Here is a 16401-nt window from a genome sequence, read left to right on the forward strand (position 1 = left end):
CGCCAGTACGCGCGAGCCTACCCCAATTGTAGAGAGGTTCAGCCTCCCCCACGTGCCGTCCTGTCATGATTGACCACCGCATCCCGCTATAGCCGGGTGTTCAGCCAGGATGTTCGGCCGAGGTGTTCAGCGGGGGCTCTCCTACGCTGCGGCAGCCGGGCGGACCTTCCTCCAGCTCGTTCCACTGCTCTCCGCCAAACCGCAACGACCCAGGTGGAACAGGTCAGCCATCACATCGCGAGCGCTCAAGCCCAAAGCGGCGGCAATCTCGTCCACGCCGCGGTAGGAGCGCGGGCTCAAATCATCCCAGACCCTACCCTGCCGCTCCGTCAGCTCATCCAACGCACTGGAGGAGGCAGCCCGATCCCATTCGCTCTCGTGCTCGGTACCCAGCTCAAAACCCGCGGCGGCATCGTAGTCGAGAATATCGGCGGCCTCGGTGAGCGTTTGCGCTAGTCCATCGCGTAGCAGACGGTTCGTGCCCACCGAGTTCGGCGAGTTAATCTGCCCCGGAACAGCCCAGAGAGTACGCCCAATCTCCATCGCATGACGAGCCGTATTCAGCGCACCGGAACGCCAGCGCGCCTCCACCACAATGGTGTGCCGCGCCAACGCCGCAATCAGGCGGTTACGCTCCAGAAAACGCCAACGCGTCGGGGTGTTACCCACGCTCACCTCGCTCATGATGAGCCCGCGGTCAACAATCATGTTCAACGCATCCGAGTTCTGCGCCGGGTACAGCCGATCCAGCCCACCCGCCATGAAGGCGATGGTCGGCAGGTCGCTGCCCTGCTGGGTCAGCGCCGCCCGATGCGCCGCAATATCGATGCCCATCGCACCGCCAGAAATCACCGTGTACCCGCGGCGTGACAGCTCGGCGGCAAGGTGGGTCGTCGCCTCCGTACCGTAGATGCTCGGGTCACGCGAACCGACCAGCGCCACGCTCGGAGCAGACGCCAAATCCAGCAGGTGCCGCGAATCGCCTCGGCACCACAGCCCGTACGGTCGGGCAGGCCCCAAATCGTTCAGCTGCGGAGGCCACAGCGGATCGGCGGGAGTGACCAGCCACGCCCCGCAGGTTGCCGCCATGTGCGCCTCCGCGTTCAGGGTGCGTTCCATACGGCGGTTCCAGCGCAGGCGGCGAGTCGCGAGCGCCTTGCCGAACTTATCGCGGCTCATCTGATGCTCACCCGGTGTGTAGTAGCCATTCGCGCTACAGAACAGGGTGGACTCCCCCTCGGCGGGCGCGCCCACCGAGTGCAGAAATTCGCTGAGCTGCGCATCCGGTTCGCCGTGCTCCCAGGTGTGTTCATCCGGGATGTGCCCGGTCAGCAGATAGTGCAGGGTCAGCGGCGCACCCAGGCTGGTGAGGGATTCGACCACGAGCTCATCGGCGGGTTCGGCGTAGCGCATCAGCTGGGCGGTGCAGCAGCGGATGTACTCGCGGCACGCTGCCTCAAGCTCCTCCGCGCTGAGCTCAGGGTTGAAGAGAGGTGCGGGGTGAGGACCGCTGGAGGCTGTACCCGCCGCAGCTTCGGGACGCTCGCCCTGTAGCCCCTCGCTCTGTGGCTCCTCCCCCGGCTGTTCCTCCCGGTGCATCTCCTCTAAGTACACAGGGTCTTCTAGATACACCGGGTTCAGGCAGGAGGCGAGGAACCCCGGCAACCGCGCCGCGTTATACGGGCTCGGCGAGGGTTCCTGCCCCAGCGACAGAATATGCGCAACCCTCTCACGCACCAGGGCGTGCGCATCCAGGGTGCGGCCTGGCAGGCGGATCTGCAGTTCCTCCTGCACAAAATCCCCCACAACGCTCTCCTCAGCCGCGCTCGCTTCTGGCAGGCTCACTTCTGGCACACGCTCTTCCAGCACTGCTTCTCTCAGCGCATTTTCTTTCAATTCGGCCTCTTCAGCTCGTTTTCTGAGCTTCTTCTCACCCATGATGTTCTTCTCCTCTCGTGAGTGATTCCTTCTATAAACCGGCACGCTATGTCCACTGTCCCTATTTCAGCTGGCACATTATTTCAATTGCCCCTGCTGCCGCAGAAAAAGCGCCACATCCAGGTGCTCCCGGCTCGGGTAGGCGGCGCCCTCCAAATCGGCGAGAGTCCAGGCGATACGCAACACCCGGTCGTAGCCGCGAGCCGTCAGCGTTCCGCGATCCACGGCGGCGTTCAGCTCGCCGGTGAGCTTCGCATCCAGACGCAGCGGACCGCGCAGAATCTTGCCGTTCATCTCCGCATTCGTCTTCAACCCGTACGGTTCCAGGCGCTCCTTCTGAGCCTGCCGCGCCGCCATGACGCGCTCACGAATCTGCGCCGAACTCTCATTCACCTGACCGCCCGCAAGCTCCGTGGAAGACACCTTCGGAACCGTCACATTCACATCAATGCGGTCCACCAGCGGGCCCGACAGTCGCCCAAAATAGGCGCGACGCTCACGCGGGGCACACGTGCACTCCGTACCGGTACCCACGTTCATGCCGCAGGGGCACGGGTTCGCCGCCAAAATCAGCTGAAAACGCGCCGGATACGTCGCCGACGCACTCGACCGATCCAGGGTCACGGTCCCTGACTCCAGGGGCTGACGGAGCGAATCGAGCACCGTGCGTTTGAACTCCGGCGCCTCGTCGAGAAAGAGCACGCCGCGGTGCGCTTTAGACACGCAGCCCGGGCGGGGAATGCCGCTGCCGCCGCCCAGAATCGCCGGCGCGGAGGCGCTATGATGCGGCGCCTCAAACGGCGGCTGACGCACCAGCTCACTCAGGTGCTCCCCCGCCGAGCAGAGGGAACGAATCGCGGTCACCTCCATCGCGGCGTCGTTGTCGAGGGTCGGCAGGATGCTCGGCAGGCGCTCCGCAAGCATGGTTTTACCCGAACCGGGCGGGCCGGTCAGCAGCATGTGGTGACCACCCGCAGCGGCGATTTCGAGGGCGAAACGTCCCTGCGACTGACCGGCAACATCGCTCATATCCGAAGGGATTTCAGCCGGTTTCGCCACCGGTGCGCTCGCCTCCGTCTGAGGGGCGGGCGGGTAGGTCAGCTTCTGGCTCTCGGCGCCGAGAGCGGCAAAAACCTCCGCCAGGCAGCGGAAACCGCTCACCTGCGCGCCGGGAATCAGCGCCGCCTCCTCAGCATTTTCGGCGGGCACAATCACGCGGTGGTGACCGGCATCCACAGCGGCTTTGACCGCTGGCAGGATACCCGGCACGGGGCGTAGCGTTCCGTCCAGTCCCAGCTCGCCCAGGAAGACGCTATCGCCGCTGGGGTGCAATTTCTTCTCCGCCTGCAGCGCCGCAACCACGATGGCTAGGTCGAACGCCGAGCCGCGTTTGGGCAGGGTCGCCGGGGTCAGGTTCACGGTAAGCCGGTGCTGGGTGAGGGTGATGCCGGTGTTCTTCGCCGCGGAGCGCACACGCTCTTTAGACTCGTTGAGCGCGGTATCGGGCAGACCCAGCAGCACGAAGCCGGGCAGGCCCTGCGAAATATCCGCCTCAACATCAACAATGTGCCCGCGCAGGCCAACCAGCGCCACGGAATAGGTGCGTGCGAATCCCATTACGCCACCGCCTTCAGGTGCTCGAAGGTGAAGGTTTCGCAGGTCCCGGTCACCGCAATTGCGTCAATGCGAAAACGCGGAAAATCCAGGTTCTCACGCAGCCTGCACCAGAGAATCGCCAGCGAGCGCGTGCGGCGCGCCTTATCGCGGTCAATGGACGCAAACGGGTGCCCAAAGTCTTCACTGCTGCGGGTCTTGACCTCAACGAACACCAGCTCGTCCTCGGGGTCAATGGCGATGAGGTCGAGCTCCCCGCGAATCTGTTCGTGTTCCAGTCCGGCGGGCGGGCGCCAGTTCCTCTCCAGGATGCGGTAGCCGTTCGTCTCAAGGATGCGGGCGGTCAGCTCCTCACCCCAACGCCCGACGCTGTGGGCGCGAGGCGGGGTTTTGTGGAGCTGGGTTCGCTGAGACCTGGTTCCCTGGAGCTGGGTTCTGCCGAGCAGGGATCTGTTGGGTGCGCTTCGGGTTGCGGCGCGGGCTGTTATTCGGGCTGGTGTCATGGGTCTCTCCCCTAAGTAGATAGCGGTTGTGCTTCTACTGTGCCCGCCGCGCGCGTGCCCGAACGCGGTTAACGAAAAACTGTGGATAACCTCGGCTTCCAGAAGGAATTAGAGGTTATCCACAGTCGTTTATTTGAAATTTTGGGGTATATTTTTCAAAAACACCGCCCGTGCGCCGATTCGGCGCGTCATATTTGCGCAGGTTCGTCGCCTAGTTCTGCGCGCGCTTTCATCACTCAGTCCCGCCGCCCGGCAACTTGGGCACCCACGCGCCTACCCCGGCGAGGTATCGAGCTAGGCGTTATTTTAGGCGTTGAAGTCCGGCATTTCCGGCACGGTGAACTCCTGGTTGGGCAGGCGCTCCTCCACGTTCACGTCACGCACCGAGTAGGCGTGCACCTTCTTTACAAAGCGGTTGGAGCGGAATACATCCCACACCCACACGTCGCTCATGCTCACCTCAAAGTAGAGGGTGCCGTCCTGCACGTGCGGGGTGACGTCCACCTGGTTTGCCAGGTAGAAGCGTCGGTCGGTTTCTACCGCGTAGCTAAAGAGCGACATGACGTCTTTGTATTCGCGGTAGAGCGCCATTTGGGCGTCGGTCTCGTAGTTTTCGAGGTCTTCTGCGCTCACTACTCTTCCTTTCCTGGGCTTTCTTAGTACTGATTCAGCGGTGGCACGTTAGGCTTTCGCAGGCTTCCGAGGCGCGGTTTTCAGGAACATCACGCACCCTAGCCGCGCTGTGCTGCTGCCGCCTCAATCTGCTCGGCGGTTGCCGGAAGCGACCATGATAGGCGATGCTGCGGGCTGGGGCCCTGCACGCTAATCGCCTCGCGGTGAGCGGCGGATCCGTAACCCTTGTTCTTTGCCCAGCCGTACCCCGGGTAGCGGGCGTCCAGCTGGACCATCAGCTCGTCACGTTCCACCTTCGCAACCACCGAGGCGGCGGCGATGGAGGCGCACTTGTAGTCGCCCTTGATGACCATGGTCACCGGCATCTGCGCGGGCTCACCTGCGCCGCCTTCACCCGCGCCTTCCCACGCCTGGGCGAGCAGGGCGTTGTAGTGTGCCTGCGCCGGGCCCGGTGCCAGCGCACTGAACAGGTCTTCCTGCGGAGGGGTGAACCAGTCGTGCTTACCATCCAGTAGGGCGGCGTCGGCACGGTATCCGCGGCGCGCCAGTTCGGCGAGCGCACGCTGGGCGGCAAGTCTCAGCGAGAGGGTCATGCCGAGCCGGTCAATGTCCGCCGGTTCCACGTGCCCGACCGCCACGGCGCACCACTGGCGGATTTCGGGAACCATGGATTCGCGGCGTGCCGGTGAGAGCGCCTTGGAGTCGATCAGCCCGCCCACATCGAGGGTAGCGTCCGGGGTGAGGATTGCGACGCCCACGGTGACCGGGCCCGCCATGGAGCCGCGGCCCACCTCGTCGATTCCGGCAACCGTGCGGGCGCCGGAGGCGAAGAGCTGCTGCTCGTACTCGAGGTCGGCGGCGGGCGGGGTTGCCTTCGAGGGCTTAGCTTGAGCGGGTTTCGTTGCGCTCTTCTGAGCGCTCACCATCATTCCCAAGCTCGCTTACTCGCTCGGGGTAGAGGTCGGCTCGGGAATCGAGGAGAACACCGAGCTCTGATCCTGCAGCAGACCGAAGTGGTTCAGCGGCCACGCCACCACGAACACGTTACCCTGCACGTCGTCCTTGGAGATGAACGCGGTACCGTCGCTAATGTGGTAGCGGGAGTCGGCGGAGTTGCTGCGGTGGTCACCCATCACGAAGTACTTGCCGGCGGGCACGGTCACCTTGAAGGGCACCTCCGAGGGCGGGTTGCCGGGGTACAGGTACGGTTCGGTAATCTCTACACCGTTGACCTTGATTTTGCCGTTGCCGTCGCTTTCGACCACGTCACCGGGGGTGCCGATAACGCGCTTGACCAGGAAGTTCGAGGAGGTATCCGGCAGAATACCCGCGAAGGACAGGGCGTCCTTGAGCGGGCTGCTGGACTTCTGGGTGGAGGGAATCCAACCCTGAGAGTCCTTGAAGACGATGACGTCGCCGCGCTTGGGCTCGCTAAAGTAGGAGCCCGCCACGTTAATGAACACGCGGTCGTTCACCTGCAAGGTCTGCTCCATGGAGCCGGAGGGAATGTAGAAGCCGCGCAGCAGGAAGGTCTTGACCAGGAACGCGATGACCAGCGCGTAGAGGATGACGGTGCCGCCCTCACGTGCCTGCACCCAGAACCATTCGCCGAGGCGACCTTCTTCCTGTGCCTGGGAGTAGGTCAGCTCTGCCTGTTCGGCGCGCTTAGCCTTGCGGCGTTCCTTGGGGGTCATTTCGGAGAAGTCCTTGGTGGTTTCCACGTCTGCAGCGTTCTCCTTATCGGTGGTTTTTTCGCCCTCGGTATTCTTCACTGCGGCACTCTTCTTCGCATCCTTCGCGGCGGAAGAAGCTGCGGCGGCACTCTCAGATGCACCGGTGGAGGCGGTGCTCGCCTCGGCGCTAGCTACCACCTCGCGGGTGCTCTTGGTATCGTCTTCGGTCGCCTCCGTAGCGCCCGCGGATGCCGTCCAGGGGGTATCCTTCTCGGTCGCAGTCTTCTCAGCGTCCGACTTCTCTGCTGCCGACTTTTCGTCGGCGAGGCGCGCAAAGTATTCTTCCATTTCGCGGCGCTCACGGCGGCTTTGAGGCTGGTATCCCTCAGGGAAGGGGCTGGTGTTCGCAGTGTTCTTATCGTCTGCCATGCTGGAGTGAGCCTTTCGTTTGAGAGATACCTAGCTCGAGTGAAACGGTACCTAGCTATTGTATCGAGAGTGCTTGCGCTCTTGGGCTTTTATTTTCTGAGAGCGGCAAGGTTCTCAGAATATGCAAAAACCGCTCCGTGCCCGCGGAATGCGGTTGGGGAGCGGTTTGCAACAGAATTCTGTATCTATAAAGATTAGAACTCGCGCTTCTCGCGGATACGAGCAGCCTTACCGTGGCGGTCGCGCATGTAGTACAGCTTTGCACGACGGACGTCACCGCGGGTCACAACCTCGATCTTCTCGATGGAGGGAGAGTGAACGGGGAAGGTACGCTCAACACCAACGCCGAAGGAAACCTTGCGGACGGTGAAGGTCTCGCGAACGCCTGCACCCTGGCGGCCAACGACGAAGCCCTTGAAGACCTGGATACGGTGGTTCTTACCTTCAACGATCTTAACGTGAACGTTCAGGGTGTCACCGGGGCCGAATGCGGGGATGTCGTCACGGAGGGACTTCTTGTCGAGGAAGTCAAGAGTCTGCATAGTTGTAGATCTCCAGAGTCATCTGCCGCAGGTCAAATAGACTCAGATTGCTCTGCCCCACTGCGGGACAGAAAACCTCATGCTTCGGACAGGATTGGTGCCCGAAGGTTGACATCGTTGGTCGCTCTCCCCCCTGCGGCAGGGGCGTGCCCGATGTCAACACAATGCTCCATTATCCCAATGCACCCGCGTTTATGCAAGCATCCGGGGAGCACTTTTAGAAGGGGGGTTCGTCACTCTGCGCTCCCCCGTTCTGTGCTGGAGCGCCCTGCGCGGTCACGCCCGGCGCCTCCGCGTTCTGCTGAGGTGCGTGCGGCGGGGCATACTGCGGCGCGTACTGAGGCGCCTCCTGAGCAGACGCATACTGCGGCGTGTCCTGCTGCGTTGCGTTCTGCTGCGGCGCCCCCTGCATGGCACCCTCGTTGACCGTGCGCTTTTCCACGGTGCGGGCGAAGGTGCTCGTACCGTAGTTCAGGTCGTGACCGATGCCCAGGGCATCCACTTCTACCGTGGTGCCCTGCGTGCCGTCTTCGCGGTTCCAGCGGCTAATGCGCTGGCGGCCGCTCACGACCAGCGGCTGCCCCTTCTCAATGGAGGTGGCGATGTTCTGCGCGAGGCGGCGGTAGGCTTTCACGGTGTACCAGTTGGTGGTGCCTTCCTTCCAGGTGCCGGTGGCGTCCTGCCAGCGCGGGGTGCTGGCGAGGCGAAAGTTCACGACGGGCACCCCGTTGGGCAGGGTGCTCAGTGCCGGGTCGGAGGCGGTGAATCCGCGGATCAGGATGGTGTCGCTCATGGTTTCTCCTTAGAAACTAGTGGATGGGGTTCCTCCACCCTGCCAGGGCTGAGCCGACCCTGCATCCGCTGACCACTGCATCTGTGGATAACCTTGCGTTTTGCGGTTTTGAGCGCCGCCTGTGGATAAAATTTTTGAACTTTTCGCCTCGTTTTTTCAAAATTTGCCCGCCGGCAACACACTCCCCGCAGAAATATGACGACTGCTCCCCCACCCTCATCACGCCCGCGCCCCAAAGCTACCTCCGCAAAACCCCACCCCATCCGGCATCGTGATAGGTATCTCAGCGTCGAGGCGGCTATTTTTGCCCTCAAGTTCACTATTTCAGCCCCGCGCACTCTATCCTTGATGATGCGGTGCACTCAGCCGCATCCCGTCTACCCGCCTTGGAGAATCCGTGAGCAAAAAGCCTGCGAACAACAACCTGCCTTCTTTGCAGGAACTTCAGCAGCTGCAACGCAACCTGCCCAAGCTGCCCGATTCGATGGACCCGCAGAAGAAGCGCCTCATTTACGGCCTGCTCGCCGTGCTTGCCGTCATTGTGCTGATTATTGGCCTGGTCTACGTGAGCAAGAACGGCGTGGACGGCCTGCTCGGCTCCGATAAGAGCACCTCCGCCACCGATGACGAAGAGACCAACGTTCAGACGGAAACCCTCGCCGAGGTCAAGAACCCGTACAAAGCGGTTGATCCCGCGACCGCGCTCGCACCGGATCTGGCGACCGCGAAGAGCGAGCTGGCGTCCCTGCAGGTGAAGGAACGCGCCTCGAAGAATGGCTACTCTCGTGATCAGTTCGGCCCCGCCTGGGATGACGTTGACGGCAACAAGTGCAACACTCGCGACGACATTCTGCGCCGCGACCTGACCAATGTTCGTTTCAAGGTCAGGACCCACGCATGCACCGTAATCAGCGGCACCCTGAATGACCCGTACACCGGCAAGACCATCGAGTTCAAGCGCGGCAAGAAGACCTCCTCGGCAGTGCAGATTGACCACGTGGTGGCCCTTTCGAACGCATGGCAGACCGGCGCGCAGGATCTGACCGCAGAGCAGCGCCGCCAGCTGGCGAACGACCCGGAGAACCTGCTGGCTGCAGATGGCCCGGCAAACCAGCAGAAGTCCGATGCGGACGCCGCCGACTGGCTGCCGAGCAACACCGCCTACCGCTGCACCTACGTGGCACGCCAGGTGCACGTGAAGGCGAAGTACAAGCTGTGGGTGACCTCGGACGAGAAGAAGGTTATGGAGCGCGTCCTCAACTCCTGCAAGGACACCAACCCGACGAAGAATAAGAAGTAGCCTCCCGGCACCTCGCGGCGCACCAACGTAAAAGCATAAAGAAAACCGCCCCGCACCCTGAGTTTAGGGTGCGGGGCGGTTTTTCTATGTGGCGCCCCAGGAGGGAATCGAACCCCCGACCAAGAGATTAGAAGGCTCCTGCTCTATCCTCTGAGCTACTGAGGCCTTCCTCTAGGGTACATGAGAATTTATGCTTCTCATGCACAGCACGTGCCACGCCGGGGCTACTCCGCTGGGCGGTGCATCCGGTGAGCACGGCATCCGACGAGCGCGCCGGGGGTTTACACCGGGATTTCGCCCCGGGAGTTTACACTGGGTGTTCGCGCTAGGAGCCTACCTTGGTGGCTTCCCGTTCTGCCTTCTTCACCTCGCGGCGGCGTGCACGGCGGCTTGATGCGCCGGGGAACAGCTGCCACCACAGGCGGATGGTGGTGCGGCGAATCTGCGTGGGGTGCAGGCTCACGTACACCAGGCGGCGGGTTGCCGGGTCGAGGGCGACCAGGTAGATGATGTAGCCCAGGCAGATGACCGTCGCAATGAGTCGGCCCATGTCCTGGTTGAAATCGCGCAGGTAGGGCGACACGTTCAGCTGGTCGCTCACGCCGTACGCAATGAAGAACAGCGTGGTGATGAAGTACCACATGAGCTGGAAGTGCGAGCGCAGGCCGGTTGCGGCGAGCATCGGGATGGCCCAGAGCAGGTACCAGGGCTGAATCATGGGGCTGCACAGGAGCATGAACAGGATCGCGAGGCCGGCGTGGCGCACGATGTTGCGGTCGCGTCCGACGAATGCCATTGCCATGGCGCCAAGCATGCCGATGCCCTTGCCGACGGTCTCGATGAGCTTGCGGATCACGTCGAAGGCGTCGCCCTGAACGAACAGGGAGGCGGCGCCGATGACCAGGCCGAAGGGGGTGTACCAGATGTACTGGCCGCCGGTGGTGGACAGTGCCTTGATCCAGCCGAATTCCAGTCCGGTTGCCCAGCCCATGAGCGCCATTTCGGCGAGCAGCAGCACGCCGGCGAGCGCCCAGAAGATGAACTTGCGCGGCCAGGAGGCATTCTTACCCGCCCAGAGCAGACCCACGAAGGGCAGCACCACGAGGGCGAGCGGCTTGACGGCAACACCGAGGGCTACGAAGGTCACGCCGAGCGGACCGCCCCACCAGGTGTCGCGGTAGCGCTTGGCGTAGTAGAGGCCGCCGAGCATGAACATGGTCATGAGCGAGTCGTTGTGGCCACTGGCGATGAACGATGCGATGAACAGCGGGTTCGGGCCGATCTGCCAGAGGGCGCGGACCTGGTTGAAGCCGTGCGCCTGGGCGAGTTTTGCCACGTAGAAGAGGATGCCGATGACCGCGAGCACGGAGAGCAGGCGGAAGTAGAAGAGGGAGAGGTCGATGTTCTCCCCCGCCAGGCGCACAATCCACTCTTCGAGCTTGAGGGAGACCGGTCCGTACGGGGGCGGGGATTCCGCCCACATGGGGTCCGCACCGTTCTGCATGAAGTTCGAGATTTCGGAGACACCGTGCTTGTACGGGTTGAGGCCGTGCGCCATGACCATGCCCTGGCCGTAGTAGGAGAACATGTCGCGGCTGTAGATGGTGAAGGCGAAGACCTGCGGCAGGGACCAGCTGGTGATGACGGCAATCATCCAACGCATGGTGTTGGGCTCGTCCCAGTCGCCCATTTTCTGGTAGATGCGCAGCCATTCGCGGCACATGATCATGGCGCCGAGGGCGAGCATGATGATGCCAGTGATGACCCATGCGGCTTCAAATCGGATGGCGCGGATAGTGTCGTAGCGCCAGAAGCTGGAGCTGTCGGCGAGCCAGCCGACGGCGTAGGAACCGAGGGTGACCATGATGGAGCCGATGGTGCCGATAATCAGCGTGCGCAGACGGTGATTATTGACGTAGTCCAGGAGTTTGGGTGAGAGAGGTGCGTCGTGTGCGCCGGGTGTGGTGAGCCGGTGTGCTAGCTCCTTTGGTGCGCGCATAACTCCCTTTCTGTCTGCATCGTCGTTCTGGTTTTTATCATACCGGAGCCCTTGGATGCACTGGCGAGAATCACTGCCGCGAAGACGCTTGTGGACACACCGCAGGGCACACCGGATAGCACACCGGGTAGCACGCAGAGTGGCGCTATTCTCCCCCGCTGCCGCTGTTTGTGCATCCACCTGTGTCCTTCTTGCACCATCTTGTACCCCTTTTGTGACGTGCTGCCCGCCGGGCCGGCGGCGTTTGGGGGTAGAGTGGGAGGGTGAGTATTTCTAGTGAACGTATTGTATGGATTGACTGCGAGATGACCGGCCTGGACGTGGAGAATGACGCTCTCGTCGAGGTGGGCGTTCTGGTCACGGATGCCGATTTGAACATTCTGGGTTCTGGCGTTGAGTTCGTCATTAAGCCCGGTGATGAGTCTCCTGCCGGTGCGCTGGAGAACATGAATGACTTTGTGCGTTCGATGCATGAGGCGTCGGGTCTGCTGCCCGATATTGAGCACGGTGTGTCGATGGATTACGCGCAGGAGCAGGTGCTTCGCTACATCAAGAAGTGTGTTCCGGTGGCGGGCAAGGCGCAGCTGGGCGGCAACTCGGTGGGCATGGATAAGCGCTTCTTGGAGCGCTACATGCCCGAGGTCATGGCGCACCTTCACTACCGTGTGATTGATGTGTCGACCATTAAGGAGCTGGCGGCGCGCTGGTACCCGGCGGCTCGTCACAGCGCCCCGGCGAAGACCGGTAACCACCGCGCACTGGGTGATATCAAGGACTCGATTGATGAGTTGAAGTATTACCGCCGCGCTATTTTTGTGCCGCAGGGCCCTGATGCGATTGCTTCGGCGCAGATTGCGCGCGAGGTGGAGGCTGAGCGTGCCGCCCGCGAGGCGGCTGAGCGCGAGGCTGAGGCATCCGAGGCGTAAGCACGGCATGTAACGAGCATCACGGCTTTTCGACTTGGCAGGTTTCTGAATCTCCTGTACAGTAGTATCCGTTGCATATCGCAAGGGAAACCAAGCGAAGCACATGGTGGTCGTAGCTCAGTTGGCAGAGCGCCTGGTTGTGGTCCAGGAGGTCGCGGGTTCAACCCCCGTCGATCACCCCGATGGAAAGGGTCGTTATGGTTATCCGTAACGACCCTTTCGCTTTACCCCCTGTTCGGTTTGCCTGTACACGGTTCACCCGCACACGGCGTACCGAATTAGAGCCCTACACCCGCACTTTAAACCAGCGAGCGGGAACAGGGTGCGCCCCGCGCATCTTCACACGGCAAGCACACCCGGCAAGTTCCCGTTCAACACAAGCAAAGGATAATTCCGTGGCTATTCGCCCCATCGTTATTCACGGCAACCCCGTTCTGCACCGCCCCGCGGCACCCGTCACCGAGTTTAATGATGAGCTCAAGGAGCTCGTGGCTGACATGTACGAAACCATGGACGCATCCAACGGTGTGGGCCTGGCGGCACCGCAGATCGGTGTGGGCCTGCGCATCTTCACCTACAAGATGGAGAATGAGGACGGCGTTCCCCCGCGCGGCTGCATCATCAACCCGGTACTGACCCTGGGCAAGATTTCTACCGCCGACCCGGACCCGTACGAGGAGGAAGAGGGCTGCCTGTCCTTCCCCGGTTACGGCTTCCCCCTCAAGCGCGCCGAGTGGGTGACTGTGAACGGTCTTGACGAGCACGGCAACCCCGTCCAGTTTGAGGCGACCGGCTGGTTCGCACGCTGCATGCAGCACGAAACCGACCACCTGGACGGCAAGCTGTACGTGAACCGTCTGAACAAGAAGTGGACCGGCAAGATGAAGAAGGTCGTGAAGAAGGAAGGCTGGACCGTCGACGGTAACTCGTGGATGCCCGGCGTGGATCCGGATCCGTTCGGCCACTAATCACGAGCTCTTCTGAAGGTCAGAGACCTTTCGAGAAGTTTAAAACGAAGACCGCGAATGCACTCTAAAAGCGCATTCGCGGTCTTCGTTTTCCGTCGGCCGATGATATTTTCCATCAGTCAACGGTAGCGTGAAACGGGTCATCCTATGAGCCGGGTTCTGTCTAAAACGCCGCCCGAAGGGGCGTTTTGAGGCAATCATCTATCTAGAACGTACGTTGCCGCACGTCTCAAGCAGCCTACCCGAATACGCACCCCACCTCCGTGAAGGAAGCTGACGGGGATCGGGCGCACTACCCTACCATGGCGTATTCTGTTTGACCTTGCTCCGAATGGGGTTTACCTAGCCGGGCACGTCACCGCGCCCGCTGGTGGTCTCTTACACCACCCTTTCACCCTTACCGCGGCGAACCGCGGCGGTTTACTTTCTGTGGCACTGGCCTGCGGGTTACCCCGAGTGGATGTTATCCACCATCCTGTGCTGTGGAGCCCGGACTTTCCTCGAAGCACGTGTGCCTCGCGATTGCCCGGACGGCCCGTTTCACCTCACCCATTATACGCACACCCCCGGCGGTGGCTATTTCCGCAGGTTCTCTCACAACTACACTGGACCTCACGTACGCTGGGCCTCACGTACGCTGGGCCTCGCGGGTACACTGGAGAGATGCTGATTCTTCTTCCCCCCTCCGAAGGTAAAACTCCCGCCCCCGCAGGCAACGCGCCCGTCTGCTTTGCCGACCTCTCGTTCCCCGAACTGACGGCTGAGCGTGAGAGCGTCCTGGAGGAGCTGACAGCTGTCAGCTCGGGACCCGACGCCCTGGCGGAGCTCAAGGTGGGTACATCCCTCGAAGCAGAGGTGGAACGCAACACGCGCCTGCTCACCGAACCGGCGCAGCCCGCGATCCGCACCTACACGGGCGTACTCTTTGAGGCGCTGGACTACGCGAGCTTCTCCCCCGCCGAACGCGATGCCGCGCACTGGTCGCTACTGATTTCTTCGGCGCTGTGGGGTATTCTGCGCCCCGAGGACGCGATCCCCGCCTACCGCCTATCGATGGGCGTGAAGCTGGGTTCGGTGGGTGCGCTCGCATCCTTCTGGAAGGGTGCGTTGGGTACCACCCTGGAGGCGACCGCGAAGGACCAGCTGATTCTGGATTGCCGTTCTGCCGCCTACGCGAAGTCGTGGGTGACTCCCCCGGCGCAGACTCTGGCGGTTCGTGTGGAGCGTGTGGCGGCTGATGGGTCGCGTAAGGTCGTCTCGCACATGGCAAAGCATTACCGCGGCCTGTTTGCGCGCTACCTGATTCAGTCGGGTTTGGCGGCTCGTCCTATTGACGGCTCTACGGCGGGTATTGCCGAATTTTTGGAGGCGGTCAGCGAGGACTGGTCGGTGGAGTGTACCCTGCCGACGGCGCGTAAGGCGGGCGTTTTGACTCTGCTGGTGCATGAGCAGTAGGTCGGCCAACTATTTGTTTTCGCCTATTTTTTGCATCATATTGAAAATTTTTTAACTATTTTTCTAGGGGCTTAAGCCTGTATTTCCCCCTGTAAAACCATATTTCCCCACATTGAGCGGGTAGGTTTTTATGGGGTGCAAGGCGGGTAGTGTCTATCTATCCGCCTTCTTTTTGTGCACAGAAGTGCTTATAGTATTAAACGTCTCGCCATTGGTGGCGGGTAATTCGCTCACAAACGCTCATATTCTCAACTCAGCACACACGAAGCACGACATGCCACGTACGTATAACAAACTCGCAGAGGCTTAACCAATGGTTATTGGTTTGCTAGCGTAGAAGTGAACACTCAGAAACACGTCGATGGGACAATATCATGTCTATTTTTTCCTCTCGTCGCGCCCTTTTTAAGGGTGCGGCAGCACTAACAGTCGCTGGCGCTTTGGGTGCGCACCACGCCGGCGAGCAGAGCGCCCAGGCTGCCACCTTGGACGTTAAGACCACCCCGCTGACGTTCAAGGTTACTGAGGCGTCATTTGATATTAGCGGCTTCAACCTCAGCTACGAGATTACCGGTCTGCAGGCTGTGCTTGATACCGGCCTGTACACCCCGTACATTGAGGCCGGCTACTACACCAAGGAGAAGGGCTTCAGGCAGTTCTATTTCTTCTCTCTTGAGCCGAAGAAGCGCATCGAGAATGATGTCTACATTAGGCACCACATCATTAATCGTGATATCACCGGCGGCCCGAATGCAAACTATGGTATTCGTCTGTCTCTTCGTCCGCGCCGTGAGCAGTACACCATTCTGCGCACTCTTGAAGTTCGCCCCACGATTGACACTGAGTTCGCGTGGGCACCGTTCATTGTGGACATTGATATGGATGGCGAGTACGCTCCCGATATCTACAGGTCATGTAAAGCGAAGGTTCTGCTACTCGATAAGGACCGTTGTTTCCACCCCCAGCGTGCGGTGACCCGCGGCGACCTGATGGATGCTATCTACCGAAGCGCCCGCTCGCCGAAGGTGAAGCTTCCTGCGCGTTCTCCTTTCCCGGATTTGTCCCCGAAGGATGAGCGTTACGCGGCGTACATTTGGGCGTATCAGAATGGTCTGACTTCCGGCTGGTCTGACGGTAAGATGCACCCGGAGGCGGTGGCTAGCCGCGCTACGATGGCTGCGTTCTTCTACCGTTACAAGCATCTTCCCTCCTCTACCGGTACCCGCTGGTACAATCCGACCACCCCTGCCGATATGAAGCCTGGTTCCCCGTTCTTCGTGGAGTGCTCGTGGCTGCACTCGTCGGTGAATATTGATACGAGCTATTACTATAAGAGCAAGGATTTCCGTCCGACCAAGATTGCTACCCGCGAGGAGCTGGCTCGTGTCCTGTCAATGCTCGACATGCTTGACACCATCCCCAATAGCCCTTATCTCGATGATTAGGATTTGGCAGGCGCCGTGAACCGGACGGTTGACCCTACACGGTTTAGCGTGGGTTGACTTCTGAGAACAGCAACTGAAGATAGCGGCTATAGAAGGGGCGGTGAGAGTTTTTCTCTCACCGCCCCTTCTTTGTGGTCTTTTTTTGGGGGGCGGGCTTTGTATAAAACCGGGGGCGTAATTTTC

The 16401-nt window shown here is 61.2% G+C and carries 14 protein-coding genes, 2 tRNA genes and 1 other RNA gene; 6 read left to right on the plus strand and 11 right to left on the minus strand.

What is annotated here, in order from left to right; genetic code table 11:
• Positions 1 to 141 precede the first annotated feature (141 nt).
• From dprA to RM6536_RS00190, 8 genes are all read right to left on the minus strand, one after another.
• Positions 142 to 1845: a DNA-processing protein DprA gene (gene dprA, locus RM6536_RS00155; RefSeq protein WP_231917970.1), complete on the minus strand. Its 1704-nt coding sequence runs from the start codon at positions 1843 to 1845 to the stop codon at positions 142 to 144.
• A 171-nt stretch (positions 1846 to 2016) separates the two neighbouring features.
• Complete coding sequence (locus tag RM6536_RS00160) at positions 2017 to 3555, minus strand: YifB family Mg chelatase-like AAA ATPase (protein ID WP_060823554.1); 1539 nt, start codon at positions 3553 to 3555, stop codon at positions 2017 to 2019.
• Positions 3555 to 4055: a YraN family protein gene (locus RM6536_RS00165; RefSeq protein ID WP_060823555.1), complete on the minus strand. Its 501-nt coding sequence runs from the start codon at positions 4053 to 4055 to the stop codon at positions 3555 to 3557. Before RM6536_RS00165 ends, RM6536_RS00160 begins: the two co-directional genes overlap by 1 nt.
• A gap of 306 nt (positions 4056 to 4361) precedes the next feature.
• Positions 4362 to 4688: a DUF2469 domain-containing protein gene (locus tag RM6536_RS00170; protein ID WP_005506259.1), complete on the minus strand. Its 327-nt coding sequence runs from the start codon at positions 4686 to 4688 to the stop codon at positions 4362 to 4364.
• Between the two features lie 98 nt (positions 4689 to 4786).
• Positions 4787 to 5614 carry a ribonuclease HII gene (locus RM6536_RS00175; protein WP_060823556.1) on the minus strand — a complete coding sequence of 276 codons (828 nt, stop codon included), beginning with the start codon at positions 5612 to 5614 and terminating at the stop codon, positions 4787 to 4789.
• 15 nt (positions 5615 to 5629) lie between these two features.
• Positions 5630 to 6790, minus strand: a complete 1161-nt coding sequence (lepB, locus tag RM6536_RS00180; RefSeq protein WP_060823557.1) for a signal peptidase I — start codon at positions 6788 to 6790, stop codon at positions 5630 to 5632.
• 194 nt (positions 6791 to 6984) lie between these two features.
• Positions 6985 to 7332, minus strand: a complete 348-nt coding sequence (rplS, locus tag RM6536_RS00185) for a 50S ribosomal protein L19 (RefSeq protein WP_049337710.1) — start codon at positions 7330 to 7332, stop codon at positions 6985 to 6987.
• A 217-nt stretch (positions 7333 to 7549) separates the two neighbouring features.
• Complete coding sequence (locus RM6536_RS00190) at positions 7550 to 8125, minus strand: single-stranded DNA-binding protein (RefSeq protein WP_060823558.1); 576 nt, start codon at positions 8123 to 8125, stop codon at positions 7550 to 7552.
• 397 nt (positions 8126 to 8522) lie between these two features.
• On the opposite strand from RM6536_RS00190, the gene RM6536_RS00195 reads away from it, so the two are divergent.
• Entirely contained in the window at positions 8523 to 9425 is a 903-nt protein-coding gene (locus tag RM6536_RS00195; RefSeq protein ID WP_060823559.1) for an HNH endonuclease family protein, read from the plus strand.
• Between the two features lie 89 nt (positions 9426 to 9514).
• Here RM6536_RS00195 and RM6536_RS00200 read toward each other — a convergent pair.
• Positions 9515 to 9590, minus strand: a tRNA-Arg gene (locus RM6536_RS00200).
• Positions 9591 to 9750: 160 nt separating this feature from the next.
• A complete protein-coding gene (gene mptB, locus RM6536_RS00205; RefSeq protein WP_060823560.1) occupies positions 9751 to 11424 on the minus strand; it encodes a polyprenol phosphomannose-dependent alpha 1,6 mannosyltransferase MptB in 1674 nt (557 codons plus the stop codon).
• 263 nt (positions 11425 to 11687) lie between these two features.
• Here mptB and orn point away from each other — a divergent pair, with 263 nt between their 5' ends.
• From orn to def, 3 genes are all read left to right on the plus strand, one after another.
• Entirely contained in the window at positions 11688 to 12350 is a 663-nt protein-coding gene (orn, locus tag RM6536_RS00210; RefSeq protein ID WP_060823561.1) for an oligoribonuclease, read from the plus strand.
• Between the two features lie 106 nt (positions 12351 to 12456).
• Positions 12457 to 12529: transfer RNA gene (locus RM6536_RS00215), tRNA-His, on the plus strand.
• A 216-nt stretch (positions 12530 to 12745) separates the two neighbouring features.
• A complete protein-coding gene (gene def / locus RM6536_RS00220) occupies positions 12746 to 13318 on the plus strand; it encodes a peptide deformylase (RefSeq protein ID WP_060823562.1) in 573 nt (190 codons plus the stop codon).
• A gap of 132 nt (positions 13319 to 13450) precedes the next feature.
• Here the strand turns inward: def and rnpB are convergent.
• An RNA gene (gene rnpB / locus RM6536_RS00225) (RNase P RNA component class A) lies at positions 13451 to 13856 on the minus strand.
• A 125-nt stretch (positions 13857 to 13981) separates the two neighbouring features.
• On the opposite strand from rnpB, the gene RM6536_RS00230 reads away from it, so the two are divergent.
• Positions 13982 to 14773, plus strand: a complete 792-nt coding sequence (locus tag RM6536_RS00230; RefSeq protein WP_060823563.1) for a YaaA family protein — start codon at positions 13982 to 13984, stop codon at positions 14771 to 14773.
• Between the two features lie 374 nt (positions 14774 to 15147).
• Positions 15148 to 16218 (plus strand): S-layer homology domain-containing protein, encoded by a 1071-nt coding sequence (locus RM6536_RS00235; RefSeq protein ID WP_060823564.1) that lies wholly within the window; start codon positions 15148 to 15150, stop codon positions 16216 to 16218.
• The last annotated feature ends 183 nt before the right edge of the window (positions 16219 to 16401 follow it).

It is taken from the genome of Rothia mucilaginosa (assembly GCF_001548235.1).
Taxonomy (GTDB): Bacteria; Actinomycetota; Actinomycetes; order Actinomycetales; family Micrococcaceae; genus Rothia; species Rothia mucilaginosa_B.